The following is a 26,029-nucleotide window of genomic DNA, read 5'->3' as shown; positions in this document are numbered from 1 at the left end:
AAGTTTATGAATAGTTGTTACACAAGAGTCTGATTAAAAGGAATTTTATGCTACTATGCATCAAGTGGTCTATGTGTTAAGCGGCGATAACATGTTTATGAACGGTGTGAATAGTCGTCTAGAAAGCGTTATGTGTTTTTCTTGCAAGAGCCATGATTAATCAAAACTTTTTTCTAGCCATGCGGCATGGGCGAATTAAAAAACAGTGCCTTAGAACGTCAATTTGGTACCTTATTTTTGCGATTTTAAGTGGTTGTAAGTTGCTGTTTTTAAGGTGTTTATTTTTCTTGAGAACTGGTTGGTAAATGTTAGTCTTCGACTCAAATAGAAAGAGGGCTAGAAAATGGATAAAACAGACCAGTTATATGTACAAGCAGACTTTTCACATCAAGACATGAGTGGTCAGTATTTTAAAAATTGCAAATTTTTCTGCTGTTCCTTTAAACGAGCGAACCTCCGCGATACACAATTTGTAGATTGTTCTTTCATTGAACGAGGTGAATTAGAGGGGTGTGATTTTTCTTACTCGGATCTTAGAGATGCATCTTTTAAAAACTGCAGTCTTTCAATGTCGTATTTCAAAGGTGCAAATTGTTTTGGTATCGAGTTCAGAGAATGCGATTTAAAGGGTGCCAATTTTGCTCAAGCTAGCTTCATGAATCAGGTATCGAACAGAATGTATTTTTGTTCAGCTTATATAACAGGTTGTAATCTTTCATACGCCAACTTTGAAAGGCAGTGTATCGAAAAGTGTGATTTGTTTGAGAATAGATGGATTGGCGCAAATCTGAGTGGTGCATCATTTAAAGAGTCTGATTTAAGTCGGGGAGTATTTTCTGAAGGGTGTTGGAGTCAGTGTAGGTTGCAAGGTTGTGATTTGAGCCACTCGGAGTTGTATGGTTTAGACCCTCGGAAAGTCGACCTTACAGGTGTAAAAATCTGTTCGTGGCAGCAAGAACAACTTTTAGAGCAATTAGGTTTAATAGTAGTTCCTGACTAAATTTGATGGTTTGAACACACACATAACAAACGCCTCAAGAGGGACTGTCAACGCGTGGCGTTTCCAGTCCCAATGAGCCACGGTGGTTATGGCTGTTGTGCTTGAGTTTCGTGGTATGCGTTGTCAGCCCCTTAGGCGGGCGTTAACAGGGCTGCTCAATTAATTATCCTAACTTGATATTAATTGATATGAGTCACTTTTTTATGCGCAAGTTTGAATATCCTATCAACCATTGTTTAAGCATTTAAAATGGAGATAAAAATGTTTTGTAGTGGTTGTGGAAAGGAAATTCATGAAACAGCTAGAGCTTGTCCTAGTTGTGGGGCTCAACAAAAAGGGATCCAAGGTGAAAAAAGCAGAGTTGCTGCTGCACTTTTAGCCTTTTTTCTTGGAGGGTTTGGTGCTCATAAATTTTATCTAGGCAAAATTGGTCAAGGTCTTTTGTATTTGTTTTTTTGTTGGACATTAATACCGGCAATCATCGCTTTTATTGAGTTCATTATTTACCTTTGTGAATCAGATGAAAAGTTTGAAACAAGATATAGATGATAATCTAATCAATTAATGGCTGTTATAACATTACTAATTACCAGAATTTGGATTCTGGTTTAGCCCTGTTAACAAGCTGCTCAAGAGGGATTCGCAACGCGTGGCATTTTTACTATGCGTTGAATTATGTGATTAAGGTGGTGTGCGGAGGCTTCAGTATTGCGCTGCTCACCCCTTAGCAGGGCGTTAAATGCTAGGAGGTAAAAAGTTGGCTCGTCATGAAATGTGGAGAAATGAATATAGATCTCACAGATATATGAAGTTTTTATCGAAAAGCGAGCTGGAAGACCGGACAAAGCAAATTATTTCCAATATGACAATTCTTTCCGCTGAAGGAAAGATTGGCTTACATGGTACTAACGAACATGGCATATACTGGCTTCAAGTGTGGACTCATGTTTTGGAAGAGTTTTTTATTAGGTACGGACCTTATCCAAATGGTTTTGCAGATGGGTCAATGTCAAATGCAGAAATCGTCAAAGCATCTTTTCCCGAACCTCCAAAAGCTGCAACAGCTTTAGAACAAGCTGGAGGGTTTAGTGAAGGGGCTATTTGTAAGTTTGGTAAGTATGAACATTTAGATGGGATGTTCAATAAGGGACATATTCGCATTGCTCCAGCTTCATATTATAAAGACCCATCATTAAATAATGCAATCCGTGACGATGAACTATCCTTTGAAGTTCAAACAAGAGCTGATTGGCTAGTTTTTGAGGATGTACAAGGCGTTAAAATACCTGCCTTTGGTCAAGTTAAATTTAAATTAGAAAGCAACACAAACTATTACGTTCATTGCTTTGCGTCTAAATATACGTATAGGGAGTATGATGATTTTGATGCTGATTGCTGTATTATCATCGATAAGCCGCGGGAACTATTTCAAAAGATGATGAAAGCTGTGAAAAAGGTTAAGCCTGATTTTAAAGGCTTTGCAGCACCAGTAAAATACCTTGATCCATTAAATGTAAGTCCTGATGATGTAAATGTATTTTTAGCTAAGCATTTTAAATATAGCTATCAAAATGAAGTTAGGACTATATGGTTGCCAGAAGAACCTCAAATGCAACTGGAACCTTTCTTCATAAACGTAGGCTCTATGGCTTCGTACGCTCGGATGGTGCGCATTTAACAAACGCTTCAAGAGGGACAGCCAACGCGGGGCATTTTTATTATGCGTTGATTTTTGTGATTACAGTGTTATGCGGAAAGTTGGTAGTAGTGTTGTCTGCCCCTTAAGCGGGCGTTATAAGTACGGGTGATTTATGGAACAATCGAAAAAAAATCTAATGCTGCTTGAGAAAGCACTCGATCGTATACAGTTGCCTCGTAACGATAAAGTAATGGTAGCTAGTTCATATTATTCCATTTGTATGGAGCACTATCGTTCAATTCTGAATTTACTTGAACTCCGGTTATATAGTTCAGCAAGCGCATTATTAAGGTGTCTTTTTGAAAGCTATGTAAAAGGTTTGTGGTTTTATTATTGCTCCAGCGAAGACGATATAGCTTTGTTAAGAAGGGACAAGTTTGAGAAACCATTTGGTGTGTTAGTCAAAGAAATAGAAGAAAAGAAAGTGAAAGACCTGTCTAACGCTAAGAAAAATAACTGGAGAACTCTCAACGGTTTGTAGTGGTCAACTAAAATTGGCCACGGTTTTAGAGTTTTCCCAATACAATCGTTCTGATTCATTGGGTGTCAAACCACCGTTATACTGATGGGGCCTGAGCTGGCTATAATATCCAATAATGTAGCGGATGATCTCTTGTTGAGCCTCTGCAAAGCTACGATAACCTACCGTTGGAACCCATTCCGTTTTCAAGCTTCTAAAGAAGCGCTCCATAGGCGCATTATCCCAGCAATTTCCTCGGCGAGATAAACTTTGTTTTATTTGAAAACGCCACAGTAACTGACGGTATTGACGACTCGTATAGTGACTGCCTTGATCACTGTGGAACATGATACCTTTAGGCTTTCCACGAGACTCATAAGCCATCGAAAGCGCTTTGCTTGTTAATCGTGTATCAGGTGATACTGACATTGCCCAACCAATCACTTTTCGAGCAAAAAGGTCGATGACTACCGCTAAATACATCCAACGATTTCCCGTCCAAATATAGGTCACGTCACCCACCCAGACTTCATTTGGTGCCGTGACAGCAAACTGACGATCTAAGTGATTCGGGACTTCAATATGCTCTTGTGAGGCTTTACGGTAACGATGTTTTGGGACTTGGCAACTTACTAATCCCAGCGTTTTCATCAGCTTTGCTGCTCGGTAACGACTCAGACTCACGCCTTGGTTTGTTACGATATCGGCAATGGTTCTTGCTCCCGCAGAACCATTGCTTGCCGCATAAGCTTCGCTAATCAAACTGCGAAGTTTTACGGTTTCCGCCTTTATTTCTGTTGGCCGTTTCAGCCAATAGTTATAACTGCTTCGATGAACATTGAAGACTTCGCATAATGTTTTTATGCTGTGGCTCTGCTTGAGTTTCTTGATCATCAAGAATTGTTCAGTGAGTCCGACATCAAGAGAGCCGTGGCTTTTTTTAATATTTCATTATGCTCTTCAAGACGAGCGAGCTTCTTTTTTAATTCACGAATTTCAATTTGCTCAGGCGTCATTGGTGACGCTTTGGGTGCTTTGCCTTGGCGCTCTTGTTTTAATTGGCGAACCCACTTATCCATCGTAGATTTACCTACATTCATGGCTTGAGCCGCTTCAGTCACTGAGTAGTTTTGATCGAGCACTAATTGTGCCGCTTCCAGTTTGAATTCGGCACTAAATAGCCGTCTTGTACGTTTTGTCATAATGTCACCTATTAACTTATGAGATGATAATATCACCTCTAATTAAGTGACCAAATTCACCGTACCACTACAAATTTCAAGGATTCACGATTTCTCAGGTTTATGGTTCTTTGCTTTTTGGTCTGCTTACTGGCCTATTCCTTGCTGTTGAAGTTGTAAGAGTTCGTAGGAAGCATGGATTCACTGATTTTGATAGTTGGCTTAAAGCAAATGGTTTGGAATAGCGCCATAACAAACGCCTCAAGAGGGACTGTCAACGCGTGGCATTTTTGTTATGCGGTGATTTTTGTGGTGACTTTGCTATGCGTTAAGTCGGTTTGTGCGTTACCAGCCCCTTAGGCGGGCGTTAACTGGCAAAGCGGAAAATCCATTAACATTTGAGAAACGGAATTTACAAATATTTCGTTGTGGTCAATGCCGACATTTTGGACGAGCGAAAAACAATCTCAAAGATTTGTGCGGAGCTTGGGATCAACCAACGATAGCAACGCGTGAAGCTTGTGGATTTTTCACACTCAGAGAATCGGTACAAAATCCGAAAATTTCAAACGAAGCGTAACGTGATGATTTACATTGATAATCACTTCTTGGTGAAATGTTCGGTAGAAATCTTCAGCCCTGGCCAGTTAACAAACGCCTCAAGCGGGACTGTCAACGCGCGGCATTTGTTGTATGCGGTGATTTTTGTGGTTAATTTGTTATGCGTTAAGTTGGTTTGTGCGTTGTCAGCCCCTTAGGCGGGCGTTAGTTTCTATCAAGAAAATTGATAAAATTTGCGTTAATGGTTTCGATAATTCGGCTTTTTGCGCTCAAAGTTTACGAATTGGCTTTGGTGTTTTACTTGATGCTGATTAGGTAGAAATCGTTGAAAATGTCACTGGCACAAGATCGCTAAAGTCAGCAAACATTGATGCATCCATTTTGTGGAAGCCTCCACACGGCAAGTTTGGTTTCACAAAAGCGGCAACAGCGCTTTATGTGCGCTTTCTTTGTAGGAAGTTCGTTCATTGGCCAACTCAACCTTGATCGCTTTGAGTTTTGGCAGCCAACTTCACAGGGTTTGATGCTGGACGTGTGTTTGTTCGATGATTTTGCATAAAATGTGGTTCAAATGTTTTGGTGAAAAATCATTGTTAAACAATAGGCTACGAAACTAACAAGCGCCTCAAGAGGGACTGTTAACGCGCAGCATTTTTGGTGTACTGTGATTTTTGTGATTAATTTGTTATGCGTTAAGTTTGGTTGTAGCGTTACCAGCCCCTTAGGCGGGCGTTATGTGTTTTCTTCGAAAGTGGAGCTTCTGATGAAAATTAGTCACCTAGATCATTTAGTTTTGACTGTTGCAGATATTCCAACAACAGTGAGCTTTTATGAAAAAGTGTTGGGCATGAAAGCCGTTAGTTTTGGCTCAGGTCGGATTGCTTTAGAGTTTGGCCACCAGAAAATCAATCTTCATCAACTTGGTAACGAATTTGAGCCTAAAGCTCAGAATGTCAGATCTGGGAGTGCAGATTTATGCTTTATCACCGACATAGATGTGTCTGATGCAATGAAGCATGTGGAAAATCAAGGTGTGGTTATCATGGAAGGGCCTGTAAAACGTACAGGTGCGCAAGGTGTGATCACATCATTCTATTTCAGAGATCCGGATGGTAATCTCATAGAAGTATCAAGGTATTCAAACACATAACAAACGCCTCAAGAGGGACTGTCAACGCGCGGCATTTTTGTTATGCGGTGATTTTTGTGGTGACTTTGCTATGCGTTTAGTTGGGTTGTGCGTTGCCAGCCCCTTAGGCGGGCGTTAGGTCACGACGGGATCACATGAGCAATGCAGAGCAGTGTCGATTGAGTATGGAAGAGCAAAACGTGGATAGAGAAAATAAGGCAAAAAGGACGAATATTAGTCATTTCCATGATACCCTTGAGGCGCTTTCGTGCGCACCTTAATCGGGGCGCGATTGAAGAGTGACGCCCGCAAGACCTCAAGGTAGAGCGATGCCAAATACTTCGGCTTCGATTTTTGTCTTTTTCTTCAATTCGTATTGATTATCCATAATTGACGAGAGACTTTTTACCCATTTGGTCGTGACCTAACAAGCGATTCAAGACAGATTCACAACGCGCGGCATTGGCGTGATGCGAGAACGACAGTGATGAACATTGTGATGCGTTGAGTTGGTTTAGGCGTTGCTCACTGCTTAATCGGGCGTTATGTGCTTTCGGAAAATGAGTAAATCTATGAACGAAAATTTAGATGTTTTGGCATTTCAGTTCTTTAAGCTGTTTTCCCAATATGAATTCTCTTTAAAAAAACACGGTTACTTTCAAGGAATACATAATGGTAGGTCAATAATCGTTGACTGGGATAGATTTGTTAATGAGCAGATAGGAGCTAACTTTCTTGATCTTCTTGTTAAGAATAGAGCTTCTGCTGAGTACATTTTGGAAAATCCACCGAAAAGACAAGTTGTAGATGAAAACAACAACATTGTTTGGGAGCCTGTACCTAACAATGAGAGGAACATACAAGCATTGTTTACTCATATATCGAGAATGCGGAATAATATGTTTCATGGTGCTAAATTTAATGGCACTTGGTTTGACCCTCAGAGAAGTAATTTACTGCTGTCACATGGTTTAATTGTCTTAGAGCATTTTAAGTACTTAGTCGATTTTGAGTAACGCACATAACAAACGGTTAAAGAGGGATTCGCAACGCGCGGCATTTTTGTGATGCGTTGATTTTTGTGGTTACGGTGTTGTGCGGTGAGTTGGTAGTTGCGTTGCTCACCCCTTAACCGGGCGTTATGTTGCAGGTGAATCATGAGGCACGGGTAGTGCCTCAAAAATCATTATTTCTTTGTTTTTAAATGGCTTACAAAGGTTTTTAAGCCATCAATATGCTCTGCTAAATCGCCTTTTACTCTTCTTCCCATAGCATCAAGTATGAAATGAGCGCCTTCAATGCGAGCCAGTTTTGCCGCTGGAACGAAGTCGCTGTCACCTGAAATTAATACAATTTTATTAGCTAGTTTCTTTAATACAACACTCGTGATGTCAACACCAAGTTTCATATCAACGCCTTTTTGGCGTGGGCGCAACGAAACATTGCTTGGGTCAATGTCTTTGGGATCTACTTCACCACGAATTATTTTATTGAAGTTGTGGACTTTATCCTTACGAATAAACCCCCACTCTTTGTCTGTGGTACTTAAGTGTCCCATTCTGCATGCAACATATGGTTGGTGTGTTAAAGCTTCATGTAGCGCATTTTTGTATTTTGTGATGTCACTTTTAGCAAAGTCAATTTGCTTGTTTGTAATAGGGTGGTGCGCTTTTTGGTGTAAAGGTGGGCAGTCATAGAAGTATATGCGGTACAGCTCTTCACCGTTTTTTCTATCAACGTGTTTTATCCAGTAGTGCCACATCTCTTTGGCAAGTTTTTCTGGATCCATGTTCATGTCTGGGTCAACATGAGAAGTAAAGATGCGGTTGAAAAAACCAGCATCAACAAAAATAGCGACTGTTCTACGGGACATCCTAGACCTCATAAATGAAAAAGCCCCTGGGTCGTCACTTCCCGTATTGTGGGAGGAGTCGCCAAAGGCTGTATGTTTGGGTTGCTGTCACATCGCTATATAAACACCTTAGACCACCCTAAGGTATGTTGCAAGTATGTTTACAAAAAAATAGCGGTATGCATTGATTCAACGGACGGGAATAATATAGATTTCAAAATGAAATTCAAGAAAATTTTGTGTGAACATTGATCTGGCACCCTAAGAAAAGCAACATAACAAAGCATTTAAGAGTGATTCGCAACGCTTGGCAGTTTCGCTTCGCTCAAGTATAGCCAAGCGTCGCTCACACCTTAATGCGGCGTTAGTTTCTATCAAGAAAATTCATAAAATTTGCGTTAATGGTTTCGATAATTCGGCTTTTGGTGCTCAAAGTTCACGAATTGGCTTTGGTGCTTTGTTTGATGCTGATTGGGTAGAAAGCGTTGAAAATGTCGTTGGCACAAGATCGCTAAAACCAATAAACATCGACGCATCCATTTTGTGGAAGCGTCCACACGGTAAGTTTAGTTTCACAAAAACGGCATCATCGCTTTATGCGCGCTTTCTTTGTTGGAAATTTGGTTATTGCCCAACTCAACCTTGATCGTTTTGAGTTTTGGCTGCCAACTTCACAGCGTTTGATACTGGACGTGTTTTTGCTCGATAACTTTGCATAAAATGTGGTTCAAATGTTTTTGTGAAAAATCATTGTTAAACAATCGGCTACGAAACTAACAAGCGCCTCAAGCGGGACTGTCAACGCGCAGCATTTTTTGTATGTGGTGATTTTTGTGATTAATTTGGTATGCGTTAAGTTGGGTTGTGCGTTGCCAGCCCCTTAGGCGGGCGTTATATTGCCGAGTACCCCACGTTTAGTAGACACTTTACTAAGTTAGATCTAGGGTCTAATTGAGAGGTGATTTATGGCTAAACATCGTAATCCAGCGTACACCGAAGAGTTCCGCAAGGAAGCCGTCCGTCTGGCCAGTCTTCCTGGCCGAACAGCGGTCTCTGTTGCCAAGGAGCTGGGCATCAGCGCCCAGCAAATCCGGAACTGGAAGCGCCAGTTCACACGGCTATCTGATAAACAGTTTAATACCTTAGACGGTGTCGATTATTCGAAGAAAGAGTCGGAAGAGCTTCGAGCGCTAAGGCGCGAGAACAAGCAGCTCAAAGCTGAAATGGAATTCCTAAAGAAGGTCTCGGCGTACTTCGCGAAGCAGCAAGAGTGAAGTACGAGTTCATTGAAAGCTATACCGGTGAGTACTCGATTAGCTTAATGTGTCGCGTTTTAGAAGTGAGTCGAGGCGGTTACTACAAGTGGTGTCATCATACGCCGAGTGAGCGTTCAAAGCGGCGAGAGCGCTTTGAGCAGCTAGTCATGTGTACCTTTGCCCAATATCGGGCACGTTACGGTTCAGTGCGAATAGCAGAAGAGCTAAACGAAGCAGGCTATGCCTGCTGCGTGAATTATGTGGCTGATATCATGAAGGAAAAAGGTATCAGGGCACGTAATGGCAAGGGGTTTAAATACAGCAAGGATGTGGCCGCGATGACGAATGTTGCTGACAATTTACTGCGTAGAGACTTTGAGTCTGAGATTCCCAATCAGAAATGGGTCACAGACATCACGTATATCTGGGTGAAGAGCCGTTGGCTCTTCTTAGCGACAGTGATGGACTTGCATTCAAGGCGTATTGTGGGTTGGTCGTTAGGGACAACGATGACCGTCGAGCTCATCATCAATGCTCTAAAAATGGCGTTTGAGTCACGTAAGCCGCCTAAGGGCATCATTATTCACTCGGATCGTGGTGTACAATACAGAGCCTATAAATATCAAGACTTCATGCGCAAGCATGGAGGTGTACCGAGCATGAGTCGACAGGGCAACTGTTGGGACAATGCGGTGATGGAGTCGTTCTACAGTCGCCTGAAAGTCGAACTGATATACGCAGAAGACTACCAAACTGTCGAAGAAGCCCGAATGGGCATCTTCGAATACATCGAGGTATTTTACAATCGCAAAAGAAGACACTCAGCGTTGGGGTATGTCAGCCCGGTTGAGTACGAAAGTATGTAGTTATGTACTGTCTACTTTTTGTGGGGCACACCAATTGCAGTTGAGTTATGGAGAATAAAATGAAAACGATAGGAATGTTGGGTGGAATGAGTTGGGAATCAACCGCTAGTTATTACAAGGCGATAAATGAATCTGTTCGACATAAATTAGGTGGTCTTCATTCTGCTAAAATTTGCATGTATAGCGTTGATTTTAATGAAATTGAAAGATTACAACATCAGGGAAAATGGGCTGAAACTGCCAAGATTTTATCGAAAGCTGCAAGTCGTATAGAATCCGGTGGTGCGGATTTCCTGCTTATATGCACAAATACAATGCATAAGGTTGCACCTGAAATTGAATCGTCAATTTCAATTCCAATTCTTCACATCGCAGATGCAACAGCCAAAAAATTAGTTTCAGATGGTATCAAAAAAGTGGGCTTACTTGGCACGCGTTTCACTATGGAGCAGGATTTTTACAAGCAGCGCATTATCGACAGGTTTGGTGTTGAGGTTATTGTGCCAAATGCAGACGAACAAACGGTTATTCATGACATTATCTATAACGAACTATGTTTAGGTATTATTAAGCAAAATTCACGCAATCAATATTTAGAAATAATCAACGGATTATATCATCAGGGTGCGGAAGCTATCATTTTAGGTTGTACGGAAATAGCATTACTTGTACAACAAGAGCATACAGATATACCGCTGTATGACACGACGGCAATTCATGCTGAAGAAGCAGTTTTACTTTCGTTAGGTCAATAGTTCGGCAATATAACAAACTGCTCAAGAGGGATTCGCAACGCGCAGCATTTTTGGTATGCGGTTAGTTTTGGTGGTTACGGTATTATGCGGTGAGCTGATTTTTGCGTTGCTCACCCCTTAGCAGGGCGTTAGCTGTTTTGGAGGCTCTATTTGGATTTAGTGTATTTTATTCAGGGTGAAGTTCTTCGGCATGTGAAAATTGGATATTCGACAAAATCTGCGTTGATTCAGCGTTTGAAAGCGCATCAAACGGGTTCACCAGACAAATTGATTCTTTTGGGAATTGCTTTGGGTACGCGTAAGCATGAGGCCGAATTACATCAACGCTTCAAAGCTTCTAGACTTCATGGCGAGTGGTTTCAGTTTTCAAATGAACTTGAACAATACATAAAAGAAAATTGCTTAGTTTTGAATAATCGACAAGTCATGGGACTAAAATACAATGCAGCGTGTGAAACCACTTTTGCAATTAACGAGTACTTTAAAAACCCAGTTTCCATGAAGTATTTAAATAGCATCAATTTGACTGAATGGTACATAAAAAAATTATTCTCAATATTTGAACATTTGTCGAAAAAAAACAGCTAACAAACGCCTCAAGAGGGACTGTCAACGCGTGGCGTTTCCAGTCCCATTGAGCCGCGGTGGTTTCGGTTGTTGTGTTTGAGTTTAGTGTTAATGCGTTGCCAGCCCCTTAGGCGGGCGTTAGTTTCTATCAAGAAAAATTATAAATATTAGTGCTAAATGTTTCGAAAAATTGGATTTTGGTGCTCAAAATTTACGAGTTGGCTTTGGTGTTTTGCTTGATGCTGATTAGGTAGAAAGCGTTGAAAATGTCGTTGGCACAAGATCGCTAAAGTAAGCAAACCTCGATGCATCCATTTTGTGGAAGCGTCCACACGGCAAGTTTGATTCCATAAAAGCTGCAACATCGCTGTGAGTGCGTTTTCTTTGTTGGAAAGCCGATTATTGGCCAACTCAACCTTGAACGTTTTGAGTTTTGGCAACCAACTTCACAGCGTTTGATGCTGGACGTGTGTTTGCTCGATGATTTTGCATAAAATGTGGTTCAAATATTTTGGTGAAAAAATCATTGTTAAACAATCGGCTACGAAACTAACAAGAGCCTCAAGTGGGACTGTCAACGCGTGGCATTTTTTGTATGCGGTGATTTTTGTGATGAATTTGCTATGCGGTGAGTTGGGTTGTGCGTTGCCAGCCCCTTAGGCGAGCGTTAGGGCTAAAATCTCCTACTTGAAGATCCGTTGATCAAAGCTGAAATCAAGTTTCTCTGCTTTGTTAAATATCTCAGGCATAAGTGAGTGATTTGGATTTACGACATAGTTTCGATCTCTGGGGGAGATCGTTGATGGCACTTGTAGTACTGCAAATTCAGGATTTTCTACCTTGAGGAACTGATCTCCAATCTCTTGGGTTTGCTCACTCGTTGGTATTGATCTCCAGTTGTTTGGGAGATCCTCATTGTCCAGTTGAACAATCAGCTCATCAGGAACATCAATTCGATAAAGGTCATATTTATTGATAAGTTCTGGATCGTTGTTAATGTGAACAAATACTTCCAGAACACACAACGATTCTGATTCGGCAAAATAAAGAGCTTCAGTTCCTTTTGAATTCCAGCGTCCACCAAATAGCTTTGCTCCTAGTGGATTAAACGGAGTATCGGCAAATTTTTTCTGTGTGAGTCTGTACATCTTCATTAAGAGAAGACTCCATGCTCAACACGACCGATGAGATCTTTAATTGTTTCAAAGTCGACAGTCGTTGCAATCATATCTAGTGGACGTTTCCCGTTGAGGCCATAAACACTTTCACGTACCCATTCTAATGCACGCTGTTCATTACCAAAAAGATCGGTCGCAAGTTTTATCAGCATGGCAAGCCGATACATGACATCACTTTCTTGAGTGCTAAATCGTTCTTGGTTTTTAAGTCTACGCTTTATTGTACTAATTGGAATAAGAGTGACGTTATGAAACTCATTCTGAGATAATTTGGCTTTCTCAACAATATTGCGATAGACAATGGGTTTAAAGCCTTGGTGTATAGCGGTATTCTTTGATGTATCTTCGTCTTCAATACCAAGTGTATACCAAAAATTCGGCTGGTAAGATGGCTTAGGTTTAAAGCTTTTGAGTATAGTATTAGCCATAAGAGTGATCCTTTTGGTTCATATGGTCCAAGTATTTTGGCTCACTTGGTCTTTTTGGTCAACTTTAAAAAATTTTAGCCCTAACAAGCGCCTCAAGCGGGACTGTCAACGCGCAGCATTTTCGTTATGCGGTGATTTTTGTGGTGACTTTACTATGCGTTAAGTCGGGTTATGCGTTGCCAGCCCCTTAGGCGGGCGTTAGTTTCTATCAAGAAAAGTCATAAATATTAGTGTTAAATGTTCCGAAAATTGGATTTTGGTGCTCAAAATTTACGAATCGGCTTTGGTGCTTTGTTTAATACTGATTGGGTAGAAAGCGTTGAAAATGTCGTTGGCACAAGATCGCTAAAGTAAGCAAACCTCGACGCATCCATGTTGTGGAAGCGTCCACACGGCAAGTTTGGTTTCGCAAAAACTGCAACATCGCTGCGAGTGCGCTTTCTTTGTTGGAAAGCCGGTCATTGGCCAACTCAACCTTGATCGCTTTGAGTTTTGGCAGCCAACTTCACAGCGTTTGATGTTGGACGTTTGTTTGCTCGATGATTCTGCATAAAATATGGTTCAAGTATTTTGGTGAAAAATCATTTTGAAACAATCGGCTACGAAACTAACAAACGCCTCAAGAGGGACTGCCAACGCGCGGCATTTTCGTTATGCGGCAGGTTTTGTGATTAATTTGGTATGCGTTAAGTTGGTTTGTGCGTTGCCAGCCCCTTAGGCGGGCGTTAGCCGTCATCAATCAACAAAATTTGCCTAACGAGTAAAAAGGGTGTAATTTTTACTCATGATTAAATTTGAATTTGATGAAAACAAAAGCAGAAGTAATCTCGAAAAACATGGTATCGATTTTCATACCGCTCAAGGATTGTGGAATGATTCAGATCTTATCGAGATCCCTGCTAATACGAGTGATGAACCAAGATATTTGGTTGTCGGCTTACTAAACGGTAAGCATTGGTCAGGTGTCATTACCTACCGAGGCATGAATATCAGGCTCATCTCAGTTCGGCGTTCACGGAAAGCGGAGATAGACCTTTATGAAAGCGCATGAATTTGATGCTAAGTTTGAAAGTGACGACGATGACATCTTAATGGATTTGGATTTGTCGCAAGTAAAAAGGCCAATGCATAAGCAAAAACGAGTCAATGTCGATTTTCCAGCGTGGATGCTTGAGTCTTTAGACCGAGAAGCCAATCGTGTAGGTGTAACACGCCAATCAATCATTAAAATTTGGCTAGCAGAAAGGCTAGAAAGTGTTTCTCATCATGCAAGTGTGAGATAAACGGCTAACAAAGCATTTAAGAGGGACTCACAACGCGTGGCATTTTTGTCATGCGTTTCTTTTTGTGATTAAGGAGTTATGCATTAAGTATTTTTGTGCGTTGTTCGCCCCTTAATGCGGCGTTAGTTTCTATCAAGAAAATTCATAAAATTTGCGTTAATGGTTTCGATAATTCGGATTTTGGTGCTCAAAGTTTACGAATAGGCTTTTGTGCTTTACTTGATGCTGATTAGGTAGAAAGCGTTGAAAATGTCGTTGGCACAAGATCGCTAAAGCCAACAAACTTTGATGCATCCATTTTGTGGAAGTGTCCACACGGCAAATTTGGTTTCACAAAAGCTGCAACATCGCTGTGAGTGCGTTTTCTTTGTTGGAAAGCCGGTTATTGGCCAACTCAACCTTGATCGCTTTGAATTTTGGCAGCCAACGTCACAGCGTTTGATGCTGGACGTGTGTTTGTTCGATGATTTTGCATAAAATGTGGTTCAAATATTTTGGTGAAAAATCATTGTTAAACAATCGGCTACGAAACTAACAAACGCCTCAAGAGGGACTGTCAACGCGCGGCGTTTTTGGTGTACGGTGATTTTTGTGGTTAATTTGGTATGCGTTGAGTTGGGCTGTGCGTTGCCAGCCCCTTAGGCGGGCGTTAGTTTCTATCAAGAAAATTCATACAATTTGCGCTAATTGTTCCGATTATTCGGCTTTTGATGCTCAAAGTTCACGAATTCGATTTTGTTTTTTGATGGATGCTGATTTGATAGAAAGCGTTAAAAATGTCGCTGGCACAAGATCGCTAAAGTCAGCAAATCTCGATGCATCCATTTTGTGGAAGCGTCCACACGGCAAGGTTGGTTTCACAAAAGCGACAACATCGCTTTAGGCGCGCTTTCTTTGTTGGAAAGCCGGGCATTGGCCAACTCAACCTTGATCGTTTTGAGTTTCGGCCGCCAACTTCACAGCGTTTGATGTTGGACGTTTGTTTGCTCGATGATTCTGCATAAAATTTGATTCGAGTATTTTTATAAAAAGTCATCATTAAACAATGAGCTACAAAACTAACAAGCGCCTCAAGAGGGACTGTCAACGCGCGGCATTTTCGTTATGCGGCAGGTTTTGTGATTAATTTGGTATGCGTTAAGTTGGTTTGTGCGTTGCCAGCCCCTTAGGCGAGCGTTATATGCCAGTAATCAGAAAGTCGATAGCAGCGATGATTTCATCTCTAAAAGTGCCTAAATCTGCAACTGGTTCAGCTAGGATTTTAGCTGGCACACTTGCCATTTGCTGGGTAAGAATGACAAAGTCTCCTTGTTCCAGATGGATTGTAGGACACAAGTGCCTTGGCGCTTTCTTTTCTAGTAGATCAAGTGGAGTCAATGGTATTACTAATCGCGTATTTAGAGTACTGAGCATTTCGCTTTGTACATCAACAAAATAGGGATATACGGCGGTGGTACTCTTATCGAGATTTTTGTAAAGAGCAAATTGAGACATTAGAATACTCGGAATGAATCAGAAAAAAGGCCATGTTTTTCAGTTAGTTCGTTATAAGCTTCAATGGCGTTTGCATTTTGCTCTAACCATTCAGCTTTTAATCTAAAGGAAACCTCTTTTTCTAGTGCCTTTTCCATTGTGGCGGATAGATTAATATTGAGTCGTTTTGCTTCTGCAAGCAACTTACTGTTTAAGCTAAGGTTTGTGGCTTTTTTTGGTATTTGTGTGCTGGATGAGGCTCTCATAAACTTACTCCATGCGCATTTATTATGCGCGTAGATTATAGGTGCAAAAAAAGCATATAACAAGCTGCTTAAGAGGGATTCACAACGCGCGGCATTTTTACTATACGGATGCCTTTAGTGGTTATGTTGTTATGCGGTAAGCTGGTTTTTGCGTTGCTCACCCCTTAGCAGAGCGTTAACTGGCAAAGCGGAAAATCCATTAACATTTGAGAAAAGGAATTTACGAATGTTTCGTTGTGGTCAATGCCGACATTTTGAACGAGCTAAAAACAATCTCAAAGATTTGTGTGGAGCTTGGGATCAACCAACGATAGCAACACGTGAAGCTTGCGGATTTTTCACACTCAGAAAATTGGTGCGAGATCCGAAAACTTTACACGAAGCGTAAAGTGATGATTTGCATTGGTGAAATGTTCGGTGGAAATCCTCAGCCCTGGCCAGTTAACAAACGCCTCAAGAGGGACTGTTAACGCTCTGCGTTTTTGTCATACTTTGGTCTTTGTGATTAATTGTTTATGCGTTAAGTTTATTTGTAGCGTTACCAGCCCCTTAGGCGGGCGTTATGTTTAAGGAGTCAAATGGCAGCTTTTTACTATATATATCCTCATAATGACCTTTGGAATATAGCGTTTCATCATCTGACAACAGCGATTGAAAAGGAGTCAGCGGGTGAGCGAACAGGGATTACTTTGGATTGCCAAAGCTCAGTTTTATTTATGGCTTTTGCTGTTGAAGCAACCATTAATTTTGTGGGCCATCGAGTTATCGACAATTGGAACGAACGTAAGCCATACCATAAAAAACTGAGAGAAGTTTGTTCAATTGCAGAACTTCAATTAGAACAAGGTAGTAACATCGAGCGGGCGCTTAGTTGCTTGAAATCCATGCGTGACTCTATGGCACATGGAAAGCCAGTTTATGGTTCAGCGTGTGATACAACAAAAGCTAGTGAGCAAATGAAAAGCTTTTGGGGTGCGGATGTAAATGTCGAGTATGTAAGGCAACTATATGAATGTGTTCGACCATTTTGTACAAGCCTGATAGAACTAACCGGGGCAGGTGCTTTAGGTCAGTTTTCTGGCTATTGCGGGCGACCGAGAAATTAAACATAACAAACGCCTCAAGAGGGACTGTCAACGCGTAGCATTTTCGTTATGCGGTGATTTTTGTGGTTAATTTGTTATGCGTTAAGTTGGTTGGAGCGTTGCCAGCCCCTTAGGCGGGCGTTAGTTTCTATCAAGAAAAGTCATAAATATTAGTGTTAAATGTTCCGAAAATTGGATTTTGGTGCTTTGTTTAATACTGATTGGGTAGAACGCGTTGAAAATGTCGTTGGCACAAGATCGCTAAAGTAAGCAAACCTCGACGCATCCATGTTGTGGAAGCGTCCACACGGCAAGTTTGGTTTCGCAAAAACTGCAACATCGCTGCGAGTGCGCTTTCTTTGTTGGAAAGCCGGTCATTGGCCAACTCAACCTTGATCGCTTTGAGTTTTGGCAGCCAACTTCACAGCGTTTGATGTTGGACGTTTGTTTGCTCGATGATTCTGCATAAAATGTTGTTCAAATATTTTGGTAAAAATCATTTTGAAACAATCGGCTACGAAACTAACAAACGCCTCAAGAGGGACTGCCAACGCGCGGCATTTTCGTTATGCTGCAGGTTTTGTGATTAATTTGGTATGCGTTAAGTTGGTTTGTGCGTTGCCAGCCCCTTAGGCGGGCGTTAGTTTCTATCAAGAAAAGTCATAAATATTAGTGCTAAATGTTCCGAAAAATTGGATTTTGGTGCTCAAAGTTTACGAATTGGCTTTGGTACTTTACTTGATACTGACTAGGTAGAAAGCGTTGAAAATATCGCTGGCACAAGATCGCTAAAGTAAGCAAATCTTGATGCATCCATTTTGTGGAAGCGTCCACACGGCAAGGTTGGTTTCATAAAAACTGCAACATCGCTTTATGTGCGTTTTCTTTGTTGGAAATTCGGTTATTGGCCAACTCAACCTTGAGCGTTTTGAGTTTTGGCCGCTAATGTCACAGCGTTTGATGCTGGACGTGTTTTTGGTCGATGATTTTGCATAAAATTTGATTCGAGTATTTTTATAAAAAGTCATCATTAAACAATGAGCTACAAAACTAACAAGCGCCTCAAGAGGGACTGTCAACGCGCGGCATTTTTGTTATGCGGCAGGGTTTTGTGGTTAATTTGCTATGCGTTAAGTTGGTTGGTGCGTTGCCAGCCCCTTAGGCGAGCGTTAGTTTCTATCAAGATAATTCGTAAATATTGGTGATAATTGTTCCGATTATTCGGCTTTTGATGCTCAATGTTCACGAATTGGCTTTGGTGCTTTACTTGATGCTGACTAGGTAGAAAGTGTTGAAAATGTCGTTGGCACAAGATCGCTAAAGCCAATAAACCTCGATGCATCCATTTTGTGGAAGCGTCCACACGGCAAGTTTGATTTCACAAAAGCAGCAACATTGCTGTGAGTGCGTTTTCTTTGTTGGAAATCTGCTGATTAGCCAACTCAACCTTAAACGTTTTGAATTTTGGCAGCCAACTTCACAGCGTTTGATGTTGGACGTGTGTTTGCTCGATGATTTTGCATAAAATGTAGTTCAAATATTTTGGTGAAAAATCATTGTTAAACAATCGGCTACGAAACTAACAAGCGCCTCAAGAGGGACTGTTAACGCGCAGCATTTTTGTAATGCTTTGAGCTTTGTGATTAATTTGGTATGCGTTAAGTTTGATTGTAGCGTTACCAGCCCCTTAGGCGGGCGTTATGCTTAATCCATAAAAATCAGCAGGTTGCCGTTGTCGATTTCTTTGGCATTTCGTTCAGGTATTGTCGGCAATTCAATATTGTTTTCCGCTGCCTAATGAAGCGGCAATGTATCTGGCGTTGTAAATTCTGAGTGATTGCCTCATTGAATTATTTTTCCCATGCGTGGTGAGTTGGTTTGTCGGAGAAGGTTTCCACATTGACCTAGTTGCTAAATGAAAGCCTGCATTGGTCAGCTCATAGGTAAAAGTTGAGCCAGTTCTAATTCAAGATAATTCGACGTTTGGTCAATGATTTCAGTTGGTTATTCTTGGGTTGGCTCAAATGTAAAGTGTTGAAGCTTAAGCATAACAAACGCCTCAAGAGGGACTGTCAACGCGTAGCGTTTCCAGTCCCAATGAGCCGCGGTGGTTACGGTTGTTGTGTTTGAGTTTAGTGGCATGCGTTGCCAGCCCCTTAGGCGGGCGTTAAATTACTTTAGAGGTAACAATGATAGATCGTCATGTCAGATTAATAATTGCAGGTGCTAGTTTGTCTTGTAGGTATGATCCTTTTGGTATAATTCACCAATATGTACTGAAAAATGATGAGCATTGTACTTTTGTACCAAAAGGTAGTTCGAGTTTTTTAGCAATTGAAAAATATGTTAACGACAAATCTATTAAAATTGAAAGTGGATTTGAGTGGGTTGAAATCATAAAAAATCAAACAGGTGAGGTACTCTATTACCTAACTAACGTAGGGGCTTTTACAGATGCCGATAATAACTCAGTTTCAAATGAGTTGAAAATGCTGATAGATGAAGGCTCTATAGACATAAGGGAACCTCGTAAATTCCCATGGGTAAAAAATATAGAAGTTTCTGTTTTCCTACCAAGAAAATATCAACTTTCTGGTTCTTCCTATGAAGCGATTAGAGAATCTAAGATTGCAAGTGAATCTCTTGGGCTAAGTTATGAAATTAACCCTAGATTTTTACAAGAGATTGAGTCGGATTATTTTGATGGAAGTGAGTTAATCCAAGAGCAACTTGACTATTCGAAAGGGTTAGTGTTCAGGTTTGATATTGATACTAAAAATGTAGGAAAAGTATTTAGTTGGTCGAAAGTTTTTTTGAGTTACGAACTTGAAGCGTTGGAGCAATCATTACTAGAAGATTTAGCTTTACATAAAAGATCTAAATCAAAAGGACCGAGAACAAACTGGTATTTTGATTGGGTTAATTTACAAAACTACCTCTGGACACCGGTACTTCATTTTAGTAACAGAGTTATAGGGATGATTAATATGCAAGCACATCGAAAAGATATGCCATTAATGTCAAAAGACCGAGTAGGGGATATGGCTTGCATTAGAGTCCAATACTCGGACGATAGTCGAGTAGTCCAACCCATATCAAAACTACAAGATTCACAAATTAGTGTTTTCCCGGACCAGTTAAACTGGGATTATAACCCTACAGATATTGCATTTAATAGAATTAGATTTTTATACAACCAAGGGTTGTATTATGAATCTTTAATAGTTGCACAGTCTTTCCTAGAATCATTGGTAAATGGAATGTTTGATTGCAAGGTGGTCAAAGCAACATTTAATCGAAATGAATTAAAGTGGGAACAGAAGTATAAATATTTGAATTCCTTTTTTGGTCATCAACTAAGAGATGATTCACACCTAAAATCACTATTTAATGGTGGGTTGAAAGAAATATACAGTTACAGAAATATGTATGCGCATGACTATATTGAGCATCAGCCCGACTATTCTTTTGATATCAGCCTTTATAAAAAAGTGAGTATGCTTCTTAAGCCTTTTATGGAATATCATGAACGTACAAAGTTTCTTGTTGAAGTTTCCAGTATCTATAGTGAAAAACAAAAATTTTTATTATACCTATCTCGTCAAAAAGCTAGCACGTAATTTAACAAGCAATTTAAGAGGGATTCACAACGCTTGGCATTTTTGCTTCTACTTCAGTTTTAGTGTTTATGGCACAATGCTTTAGGGTTGGGTGGAGGCGTTGTTCACCCCTTAATTGGGCGTTAGTTTCTATCAAGAAAATCATAAATATTGGTGCTAAATATTCCGAAAAATTGAGTTTTTCTGCTCAAAATTTACGAATTGGCTTTAGTGCTTTATTTGATGCTGATTGGGTAGAAAGCGTTGAAAATATCGCTGGCACAAGATCGCTAAAGCCAACAAATCTTGATGCATCCATTTTGTGGAAGCGTCCACACGGCAAGTTTGGTTTCACAAAAGCGGCAACATTGCTGTGAGTGCGTTTTCTTTGTTGGAAATTCGGTTATTGGCCAACTCAGCCTTGATCGTTTTGAGTTTTGGCCGCCCACTTCACAGCGTTTGATGTTGGACGTGTGTTTGCTCTATGATTTTGCATAAAATGTGGTTCAAATATTTTGGTGAAAAATCATTGTTAAACAATCGGCTGCGAAACTAACAAGCGCCTCAAGCGGGACTGTCAACGCGCGGCATTTTCGTTATGCGGCAGGTTTTTGTGGTTAATTTGCTATGCGTTAAGCAGGTTGTGCGTTGCCAGCCCCTTAGGCGAGCGTTATGTACTTTTTCTGAAAATATCCTAGTCAGCAGATGGAGCTGGTCGTAAACTTCGGATTTGAATTCTTGGGGTAATAGATATGGCATTCTCAGAAATTGAACAAAAGCGTTACGAAAAGGCAGTGGAAAAGTATCTCGAAAATTGCCGACCACCAGTAGAAATTCGAGATCAACTTGATATTGGCTATCGTCTAGATGGGCAGGCAATCGAAATTTTCGAAATTCGTCCCAGATGGGATGACCCATCAGAAAAACTTGAACATCCAGTAGCGAGAGTCAAATACTATAAATCGCGGAACGAATGGAAAATTTACTGGATGAAATCAGATTTAAAATGGCATTCATACGAACCGATCCCTGAAGTGAAATTTCTAGAGGTTTTCTTTGATATATTACAAGACGATGCTTATGGCTGTTTCTGGGGATAATCTCAACCACGTACATAACAAACGCCTCAAGAGGGACTGTCAACGCTCGGTATTTTTCTAATGCTTTGGCATTTGTGATTAATTTGTTATGCGTTAAGTTGGATTGTTGCGTTGCCAGCCCCTTAGGCGGGCGTTAGGCAAAATATTTTTAAGTTCAATTGGTTGGTTTCAATAGAAGGAAATAATATGGAAGAGAAAATATTTTTTGAGTCAAATGATGTAAAAGTAACGAACTCAAGATTTATAACTGGCAATCAAACCTATGCTATGAGTAATGTCACATCTGTTAAACCTCACAAACAAAGTCCAAATCGAATGCCTTGGATTTTTGCTTTATTTATGGGTGTGTTTTTTATACTAATAAAGTCATACCTTATTGGTTTTGGCCTTATAGGCTTGGCGATTTTTGTTCTATACAATCAAAAACCGCTATATACGGTGATACTTAAAACATCGTCAGGCGAAAATAGAGCCCTCCACACAAACGAGCAAGAATATTTAAATCAGGTTATTAATGCTCTTAATGAAGCAATTGTTCATCGTGGTTAAAATTTTGCCTAACAAACGCCTCAAGAGGGACTGTCAACGCGTGGCGTTTCCAGTCCCATTGAGCCGCGGTGGTTTCGGCTGTTGTGTTTGAGTTTTGTGGTAATGCGTTGCCAGCCCCTTAGGCGGGCGTTATGTGAATGGAGAAAATAATGTCTTCAGTTCCTGAATCAAAAGATGAGTTGCTCACAGCTATAAATTCTATATTCCCGAAACTTATGGACGACTATCTGAGTGTTCCTGCATCAATGGCACGTAAGTGTGAAATTGAAGGTAACGTAAAAGGAACACAAATTAGCGTTTGTGACACTGTCGCTTATCTTATTGGTTGGGGAAACTTGGTCTTGAAATGGCACAGTTTGAAGTCGCAAGGTTTGCCAGTCGATTTTCCTGACACGGGTTATAAATGGAATCAGCTTGGATTGTTGGCGGTCAGTTTTCACGATCAGTACCGTGATTGGCAATACGAGGACTTACTTCAGGAGTTAGACTCAACAATAAACAAGCTTATCTTGTTAGTCGCAAGTTTAAGCAATGAAGAATTGTATGAAACGACGTGGTATGAAAAATGGACATTTGGTAGGATGATCCAGTTCAACACGTCATCACCAATGAAAAATATGCGAGCCAAAGTTAGGCGCTTTAACAAAAACAACAGGCTTCGGTAGGTTATTCACATAACAAACGCCTCAAGAGGGACTGTCAACGCGTGGCGTTTCCAGTCCCATTGAGCCGCGGTGGTTGCTGTTGTTGTGTTTGAGTTTAGTGGTAGTGCGTTGTCAGCCCCTTAGGCGGGCGTTAGTTTTTTCCGGTCAAATCAATAAAAATACAGTTGGTCGACAAAATGAAAAATAGAAATGGTTATATAGGCGTCAATGGCTCGGAGATTTATTACGAACTTTCCGGCAATCCTGAGGGTGAACCATTATTGATGCTTCATGGCGGCCTTGGTTCGCTGAATGAGTTAAGTCCTATTCACAAATATGTAGCTGCGGACTATCAGTTGATAAGCATAGATTTTCGTGGTCACGGAAAATCACTCTTAGGTGGACTCCCACTTAATTACATGCAGTATCAACAAGATGTCCAGAATGTTCTTAGTTACTTGGGTATTGAGAAATACTCAATTTTTGGTTTCAGTGACGGTGGCATCGTGGGTTATCGGCTAGCAGCACAAGAGCCAGAAAGAGTGTCTTGTTTGGTGACACTGGGTTCGCAGTGGCGATTGGAGGCAGATGACCCATCAATTGAATTGTTAAGTGGTTTGACGGCTGAATTTTGGGTATCAAGGTTTGCAGATGATGTTGCATTTTATGAGACATCAAATCCTAAACCAGATTTTCCTAAGCTTGTAGACATGGTAAAAGCCGTTTGGCTGGATATAACAGAAACTGGCTATCCAGATGAGTTAGTTGAAAAAATTTGTTGCCCGACGTTAGTAATGCGAGGTGATAATGACTTCTTGTTTTCGTTGGATGAGGCGGTGGCTTTAAAGTCGAAAATCGCAGGTTGTAGTTTTGCCAATATCCCATTGACAGCACATTCATCTCACCAAGAGTCACCAGAATTAGTGGGTGAAATGCTAAAACAGTTCATGTCGCAGCACAAAAACTAACAAACGCCTCAAGAGGGACTGTCAACGCGTGGCGTTTCCAGTCCCATTGAGCCGCGGTGGTTACGGTTGTTGTGATTGAGTTTAGTGGTAATGCGTTGCCAGCCCCTTAGGCGGGCGTTATGTGTTTCTTTTCTTGTAAGTGTTGTGATTGATCAAAACTTTTTTCTAGCCATGCGGCATGGGTGAATCAAAAAGCAGTGCCTTAGAGCGTCAATTTGGTGCCTTATTTTTGCGATTTTAAGTGGTTGTAACTTGCTGTTTTTAAGGTGTTTATTTTTCTTGAGAACTGGTTGGTAAATGTTAGTCTTCGACTCAAATAAAAAGAGGGCTAGAAAATGGATAAAGCAAACCAGTTATATGTACAAGCAGACTTTTCACATCAAGACTTGAGTGGTCAGTATTTTAAAAATTGCAAATTTTTCTGCTGTTCCTTTAAACGGGCAAACCTCCGCGATACACAATTTGTAGACTGTTCTTTCATTGAACGAGGTGAATTAGAGGGGTGTGATTTTTCTTACTCGGATCTTAGAGATGCATCTTTTAAAAACTGCAGTCTTTCAATGTCGTATTTCAAAGGTGCAAATTGTTTTGGTATCGAGTTCAGAGAATGCGATTTAAAGGGTGCCAATTTTGCTCAAGCTAGCTTCATGAATCAGGTATCGAATAGAATGTATTTTTGTTCAGCTTATATAACAGGTTGTAATCTTTCATACGCCAACTTTGAAAGGCAGTGTATCGAAAAGTGTGATTTGTTTGAGAATAGATGGATTGGTGCAAATCTTAGTGGAGCGTCATTTAAAGAGTCTGATTTAAGCCGGGGAGTATTTTCTGAAGAGTGTTGGAGCCAGTGTAGGTTGCAAGGTTGTGATTTGAGCCACTCGGAGTTGTATGGGTTAGACCCTCGGAAAGTTGACCTTACAGGTGTAAAAATCTGTTCGTGGCAACAAGAACAACTTTTAGAGCAATTAGGTTTAATAGTAGTTCCTGACTAAATTTGATGGTTTGAACACACACATAACAAACGCCTCAAGAGGGACTGTCAACGCGCGGCGTTTCCAGTCCCAATGGGCTGCGGTGGTTTCGGTTGTTGTATTTGAGTTTAGTGTCATGCGTTGCCAGCCCCTTAGGCGGGCGTTAGGTGAAGGTCAGTGGATTTTAACAGGGACAGTTTTATGAAATGGTTTTTAATTTTTTGGATTGCAATCGCAAGCTGCTTTTCGATTAGTTTGCATGCAAATGATGTCATTTTACAAAAAGCTTATAAATCGCAACAAAGCGACCTTCAGGTTCGAGGCATTGGACAGGTTGTGAAAGTACTGCCTGATGATAATGACGGTTCAAAGCACCAAAGATTTATTTTAAAACTCAATAGCGGACAAACATTACTTGTTGCTCACAATATTGATTTAGCGCCGAGAATTCCGAATTTGAAGGTCGGGGATAGTGTTGAGTTTTACGGTGAATACGAATGGAATAAAAAAGGTGGAGTTCTTCATTGGACTCACAAAGATCCTAAAAATCGTCATGCTCATGGTTGGTTAAAACACAATAGACAGGTGTACGAATAAATTCACCTAACAAGCGCCTTAAGCGGGACTGTCAACGCGCGGCATTTTTGGTGTGCTGTAATTTTTGTGATTAATTTGGTATGCGTTAAGTTGGTTTGTGCGTTGCCAGCCCCTTAGGCGAGCGTTAGGTGAATGGTCAGTGGATTGAACAAGGACAGTTTTATGAAATGGTTTTTAGCTTTTTGGCTCGTTCTCACAAGCTGTTTTTCGGTTAGCTTGTATGCCAATGACGCCGTTTTACAACAAGCTTATCAATCGCAGCAAAGTGACTTGCAAGTTCAAGGACTTGGACAAGTAGTAAAAGTGTTGCCCGACGACAATAATGGTTCGAGGCATCAAAAATTCATCTTAAAGCTCAATAGCGGACAAACATTGCTGGTTGCTCATAACATCGACTTAGCACCGAGAATTCCGAACTTGAAAGTTGGCGATAGTGTTGAGTTTTATGGTGAATACGAATGGAACAAAAAGGGTGGGGTTCTTCACTGGACTCATAAAGATCCTCAAAATCGTCATGCTCATGGTTGGTTGAAACACAATGGGCAGGTGTACGAGTAAATTC

General features: G+C 40.7%; 39 protein-coding genes and 2 pseudogenes. 35 read left to right on the top strand and 6 right to left on the bottom strand.

Annotated features, from left to right (window positions below; genetic code table 11):
* The first annotated feature begins 343 nt into the window (after positions 1 to 343).
* The 4 genes from OOK74_RS13030 to OOK74_RS13010 all read left to right on the top strand — a co-directional run bounded on the left by OOK74_RS13030 (position 344) and on the right by OOK74_RS13010 (position 3,180).
* Positions 344 to 1,000 (top strand): quinolone resistance pentapeptide repeat protein QnrVC4, encoded by a 657-nt coding sequence (locus tag OOK74_RS13030; RefSeq protein ID WP_000361704.1) that lies wholly within the window; start codon positions 344 to 346, stop codon positions 998 to 1,000.
* Between the two features lie 261 nt (positions 1,001 to 1,261).
* Entirely contained in the window at positions 1,262 to 1,549 is a 288-nt protein-coding gene (locus tag OOK74_RS13025; RefSeq protein WP_278183549.1) for a TM2 domain-containing protein, read from the top strand.
* Positions 1,550 to 1,757: 208 nt separating this feature from the next.
* On the top strand, positions 1,758 to 2,678 hold the full coding sequence (locus OOK74_RS13015) for a hypothetical protein (protein ID WP_278183547.1): 921 nt from the start codon (positions 1,758 to 1,760) through the stop codon (positions 2,676 to 2,678).
* A 133-nt stretch (positions 2,679 to 2,811) separates the two neighbouring features.
* Positions 2,812 to 3,180 (top strand): DUF6988 family protein, encoded by a 369-nt coding sequence (locus OOK74_RS13010; protein ID WP_278183546.1) that lies wholly within the window; start codon positions 2,812 to 2,814, stop codon positions 3,178 to 3,180.
* A 3-nt stretch (positions 3,181 to 3,183) separates the two neighbouring features.
* Here the strand turns inward: OOK74_RS13010 and OOK74_RS13005 are convergent.
* A protein-coding gene (locus OOK74_RS13005) for an IS3 family transposase (protein WP_100068541.1) occupies positions 3,184 to 4,361 on the bottom strand; the annotation gives its coding sequence in 2 pieces (ribosomal slippage) (positions 3,184 to 4,103 and positions 4,103 to 4,361; 1,179 coding nt in all).
* A gap of 68 nt (positions 4,362 to 4,429) precedes the next feature.
* Here OOK74_RS13005 and OOK74_RS15130 point away from each other — a divergent pair.
* From OOK74_RS15130 to OOK74_RS12975, 4 genes and pseudogenes are all read left to right on the top strand, one after another.
* Positions 4,430 to 4,585 (top strand): annotated as a pseudogene (locus OOK74_RS15130) (DUF6404 family protein); the annotation flags it as partial.
* A gap of 722 nt (positions 4,586 to 5,307) precedes the next feature.
* The gene (locus OOK74_RS12990; protein WP_430741993.1) at positions 5,308 to 5,460 is read left to right on the top strand and encodes a DUF645 family protein; all 153 of its coding nucleotides are present in this window, start codon (positions 5,308 to 5,310) and stop codon (positions 5,458 to 5,460) included.
* A gap of 204 nt (positions 5,461 to 5,664) precedes the next feature.
* Positions 5,665 to 6,051, top strand: coding sequence for a VOC family protein (locus OOK74_RS12985; protein ID WP_278183493.1), 387 nt, complete (start codon positions 5,665 to 5,667; stop codon positions 6,049 to 6,051).
* A 551-nt stretch (positions 6,052 to 6,602) separates the two neighbouring features.
* Entirely contained in the window at positions 6,603 to 7,046 is a 444-nt protein-coding gene (locus OOK74_RS12975; protein ID WP_278183544.1) for a hypothetical protein, read from the top strand.
* 170 nt (positions 7,047 to 7,216) lie between these two features.
* On the opposite strand, the gene OOK74_RS12965 is transcribed toward OOK74_RS12975, so the two are convergent.
* Complete coding sequence (locus OOK74_RS12965) at positions 7,217 to 7,903, bottom strand: NYN domain-containing protein (protein ID WP_278183542.1); 687 nt, start codon at positions 7,901 to 7,903, stop codon at positions 7,217 to 7,219.
* 286 nt (positions 7,904 to 8,189) lie between these two features.
* Here OOK74_RS12965 and OOK74_RS12960 point away from each other — a divergent pair, with 286 nt between their 5' ends.
* The 7 genes from OOK74_RS12960 to OOK74_RS12920 all read left to right on the top strand — a co-directional run bounded on the left by OOK74_RS12960 (position 8,190) and on the right by OOK74_RS12920 (position 11,820).
* A complete protein-coding gene (locus OOK74_RS12960; protein ID WP_278183624.1) occupies positions 8,190 to 8,528 on the top strand; it encodes a hypothetical protein in 339 nt (112 codons plus the stop codon).
* Positions 8,479 to 8,601, top strand: a complete 123-nt coding sequence (locus OOK74_RS12955) for a DUF645 family protein (RefSeq protein ID WP_278183541.1) — start codon at positions 8,479 to 8,481, stop codon at positions 8,599 to 8,601. Before OOK74_RS12960 ends, OOK74_RS12955 begins: the two co-directional genes overlap by 50 nt.
* 246 nt (positions 8,602 to 8,847) lie before the next feature.
* Entirely contained in the window at positions 8,848 to 9,156 is a 309-nt protein-coding gene (locus OOK74_RS12945; protein ID WP_274722970.1) for a transposase, read from the top strand.
* The gene (locus OOK74_RS12940) at positions 9,153 to 10,004 is read left to right on the top strand and encodes an IS3 family transposase (protein WP_274722971.1); all 852 of its coding nucleotides are present in this window, start codon (positions 9,153 to 9,155) and stop codon (positions 10,002 to 10,004) included. Before OOK74_RS12945 ends, OOK74_RS12940 begins: the two co-directional genes overlap by 4 nt.
* Positions 10,005 to 10,063: 59 nt before the next feature.
* Positions 10,064 to 10,759, top strand: a complete 696-nt coding sequence (locus OOK74_RS12935; RefSeq protein ID WP_278183539.1) for an aspartate/glutamate racemase family protein — start codon at positions 10,064 to 10,066, stop codon at positions 10,757 to 10,759.
* 159 nt (positions 10,760 to 10,918) lie between these two features.
* Positions 10,919 to 11,347 (top strand): GIY-YIG nuclease family protein, encoded by a 429-nt coding sequence (locus OOK74_RS12930; protein WP_254912775.1) that lies wholly within the window; start codon positions 10,919 to 10,921, stop codon positions 11,345 to 11,347.
* Between the two features lie 335 nt (positions 11,348 to 11,682).
* Entirely contained in the window at positions 11,683 to 11,820 is a 138-nt protein-coding gene (locus OOK74_RS12920; RefSeq protein WP_278183579.1) for a DUF645 family protein, read from the top strand.
* A 189-nt stretch (positions 11,821 to 12,009) separates the two neighbouring features.
* On the opposite strand, the gene OOK74_RS12910 is transcribed toward OOK74_RS12920, so the two are convergent.
* Both OOK74_RS12910 and parS read right to left on the bottom strand, forming a co-directional pair.
* On the bottom strand, positions 12,010 to 12,480 hold the full coding sequence (locus OOK74_RS12910; protein ID WP_278183485.1) for an RES family NAD+ phosphorylase: 471 nt from the start codon (positions 12,478 to 12,480) through the stop codon (positions 12,010 to 12,012).
* Positions 12,480 to 12,932, bottom strand: coding sequence for a type II RES/Xre toxin-antitoxin system antitoxin (gene parS, locus OOK74_RS12905; RefSeq protein ID WP_278183484.1), 453 nt, complete (start codon positions 12,930 to 12,932; stop codon positions 12,480 to 12,482). Before parS ends, OOK74_RS12910 begins: the two co-directional genes overlap by 1 nt.
* Positions 12,933 to 13,332: 400 nt before the next feature.
* Here parS and OOK74_RS12895 point away from each other — a divergent pair, with 400 nt between their 5' ends.
* The 5 genes from OOK74_RS12895 to OOK74_RS12870 all read left to right on the top strand — a co-directional run bounded on the left by OOK74_RS12895 (position 13,333) and on the right by OOK74_RS12870 (position 15,219).
* Positions 13,333 to 13,485, top strand: coding sequence for a DUF645 family protein (locus tag OOK74_RS12895; protein ID WP_278183491.1), 153 nt, complete (start codon positions 13,333 to 13,335; stop codon positions 13,483 to 13,485).
* 231 nt (positions 13,486 to 13,716) lie between these two features.
* The gene (locus tag OOK74_RS12885) at positions 13,717 to 13,983 is read left to right on the top strand and encodes a BrnT family toxin (protein ID WP_277208558.1); all 267 of its coding nucleotides are present in this window, start codon (positions 13,717 to 13,719) and stop codon (positions 13,981 to 13,983) included.
* Complete coding sequence (gene brnA, locus OOK74_RS12880; protein ID WP_274722969.1) at positions 13,970 to 14,215, top strand: type II toxin-antitoxin system BrnA family antitoxin; 246 nt, start codon at positions 13,970 to 13,972, stop codon at positions 14,213 to 14,215. Before OOK74_RS12885 ends, brnA begins: the two co-directional genes overlap by 14 nt.
* A 324-nt stretch (positions 14,216 to 14,539) precedes the next feature.
* Positions 14,540 to 14,692 (top strand): DUF645 family protein, encoded by a 153-nt coding sequence (locus OOK74_RS12875; protein ID WP_278183600.1) that lies wholly within the window; start codon positions 14,540 to 14,542, stop codon positions 14,690 to 14,692.
* A gap of 374 nt (positions 14,693 to 15,066) precedes the next feature.
* Positions 15,067 to 15,219 carry a DUF645 family protein gene (locus tag OOK74_RS12870; RefSeq protein ID WP_430741992.1) on the top strand — a complete coding sequence of 51 codons (153 nt, stop codon included), beginning with the start codon at positions 15,067 to 15,069 and terminating at the stop codon, positions 15,217 to 15,219.
* A gap of 172 nt (positions 15,220 to 15,391) precedes the next feature.
* On the opposite strand, the gene OOK74_RS12865 is transcribed toward OOK74_RS12870, so the two are convergent.
* Positions 15,392 to 15,709 carry a CcdB family protein gene (locus OOK74_RS12865; RefSeq protein ID WP_278183536.1) on the bottom strand — a complete coding sequence of 106 codons (318 nt, stop codon included), beginning with the start codon at positions 15,707 to 15,709 and terminating at the stop codon, positions 15,392 to 15,394.
* Complete coding sequence (locus OOK74_RS12860) at positions 15,709 to 15,954, bottom strand: type II toxin-antitoxin system CcdA family antitoxin (RefSeq protein WP_278183534.1); 246 nt, start codon at positions 15,952 to 15,954, stop codon at positions 15,709 to 15,711. Before OOK74_RS12860 ends, OOK74_RS12865 begins: the two co-directional genes overlap by 1 nt.
* Positions 15,955 to 16,532: 578 nt before the next feature.
* Here OOK74_RS12860 and OOK74_RS12855 point away from each other — a divergent pair.
* From OOK74_RS12855 to OOK74_RS12770, 15 genes and pseudogenes are all read left to right on the top strand, one after another.
* Positions 16,533 to 17,060, top strand: a complete 528-nt coding sequence (locus OOK74_RS12855; protein WP_278183532.1) for a hypothetical protein — start codon at positions 16,533 to 16,535, stop codon at positions 17,058 to 17,060.
* Positions 17,061 to 17,355: 295 nt separating this feature from the next.
* Entirely contained in the window at positions 17,356 to 17,508 is a 153-nt protein-coding gene (locus OOK74_RS12850; RefSeq protein WP_278183491.1) for a DUF645 family protein, read from the top strand.
* A gap of 404 nt (positions 17,509 to 17,912) precedes the next feature.
* A complete protein-coding gene (locus OOK74_RS12840) occupies positions 17,913 to 18,035 on the top strand; it encodes a DUF645 family protein (RefSeq protein WP_278183531.1) in 123 nt (40 codons plus the stop codon).
* A 376-nt stretch (positions 18,036 to 18,411) separates the two neighbouring features.
* Positions 18,412 to 18,564: a DUF645 family protein gene (locus OOK74_RS12835; RefSeq protein WP_278183599.1), complete on the top strand. Its 153-nt coding sequence runs from the start codon at positions 18,412 to 18,414 to the stop codon at positions 18,562 to 18,564.
* 182 nt (positions 18,565 to 18,746) lie between these two features.
* Positions 18,747 to 18,958 (top strand): annotated as a pseudogene (locus OOK74_RS15125) (DUF3709 domain-containing protein).
* Positions 18,959 to 19,228: 270 nt separating this feature from the next.
* Positions 19,229 to 20,659 (top strand): hypothetical protein, encoded by a 1,431-nt coding sequence (locus OOK74_RS12825; RefSeq protein ID WP_278183530.1) that lies wholly within the window; start codon positions 19,229 to 19,231, stop codon positions 20,657 to 20,659.
* Positions 20,660 to 20,727: 68 nt separating this feature from the next.
* Positions 20,728 to 21,015, top strand: a complete 288-nt coding sequence (locus OOK74_RS12820; protein WP_278183623.1) for a hypothetical protein — start codon at positions 20,728 to 20,730, stop codon at positions 21,013 to 21,015.
* On the top strand, positions 20,948 to 21,136 hold the full coding sequence (locus tag OOK74_RS12815) for a DUF645 family protein (protein WP_430741990.1): 189 nt from the start codon (positions 20,948 to 20,950) through the stop codon (positions 21,134 to 21,136). The genes OOK74_RS12820 and OOK74_RS12815 overlap by 68 nt, the downstream gene beginning before the upstream one ends.
* 254 nt (positions 21,137 to 21,390) lie before the next feature.
* Positions 21,391 to 21,738, top strand: coding sequence for a DUF3024 domain-containing protein (locus OOK74_RS12810; RefSeq protein ID WP_278183529.1), 348 nt, complete (start codon positions 21,391 to 21,393; stop codon positions 21,736 to 21,738).
* 186 nt (positions 21,739 to 21,924) lie between these two features.
* Positions 21,925 to 22,287 carry a DUF6232 family protein gene (locus tag OOK74_RS12800; RefSeq protein WP_000391481.1) on the top strand — a complete coding sequence of 121 codons (363 nt, stop codon included), beginning with the start codon at positions 21,925 to 21,927 and terminating at the stop codon, positions 22,285 to 22,287.
* Between the two features lie 149 nt (positions 22,288 to 22,436).
* Positions 22,437 to 22,952 carry a ClbS/DfsB family four-helix bundle protein gene (locus tag OOK74_RS12795; protein WP_000100089.1) on the top strand — a complete coding sequence of 172 codons (516 nt, stop codon included), beginning with the start codon at positions 22,437 to 22,439 and terminating at the stop codon, positions 22,950 to 22,952.
* A gap of 176 nt (positions 22,953 to 23,128) precedes the next feature.
* A complete protein-coding gene (locus tag OOK74_RS12790; RefSeq protein WP_043990196.1) occupies positions 23,129 to 23,899 on the top strand; it encodes an alpha/beta fold hydrolase in 771 nt (256 codons plus the stop codon).
* 335 nt (positions 23,900 to 24,234) lie between these two features.
* Positions 24,235 to 24,891 (top strand): QnrVC family quinolone resistance pentapeptide repeat protein, encoded by a 657-nt coding sequence (locus tag OOK74_RS12785; protein WP_072606284.1) that lies wholly within the window; start codon positions 24,235 to 24,237, stop codon positions 24,889 to 24,891.
* 180 nt (positions 24,892 to 25,071) lie between these two features.
* Positions 25,072 to 25,467: a DUF3465 domain-containing protein gene (locus OOK74_RS12780; RefSeq protein ID WP_278183507.1), complete on the top strand. Its 396-nt coding sequence runs from the start codon at positions 25,072 to 25,074 to the stop codon at positions 25,465 to 25,467.
* 162 nt (positions 25,468 to 25,629) lie between these two features.
* Positions 25,630 to 26,025 carry a DUF3465 domain-containing protein gene (locus tag OOK74_RS12770; RefSeq protein ID WP_278183505.1) on the top strand — a complete coding sequence of 132 codons (396 nt, stop codon included), beginning with the start codon at positions 25,630 to 25,632 and terminating at the stop codon, positions 26,023 to 26,025.
* The last annotated feature ends 4 nt before the right edge of the window (positions 26,026 to 26,029 follow it).

Origin of the sequence: Vibrio misgurnus, assembly GCF_029635775.1 — a bacterium.
GTDB lineage: Bacteria > Pseudomonadota > Gammaproteobacteria > Enterobacterales > Vibrionaceae > Vibrio > Vibrio chanodichtyis.
The sequence above is the reverse complement of the archived record's forward strand: the minus strand, read 5'-3'. Positions and strand labels throughout refer to the sequence as shown.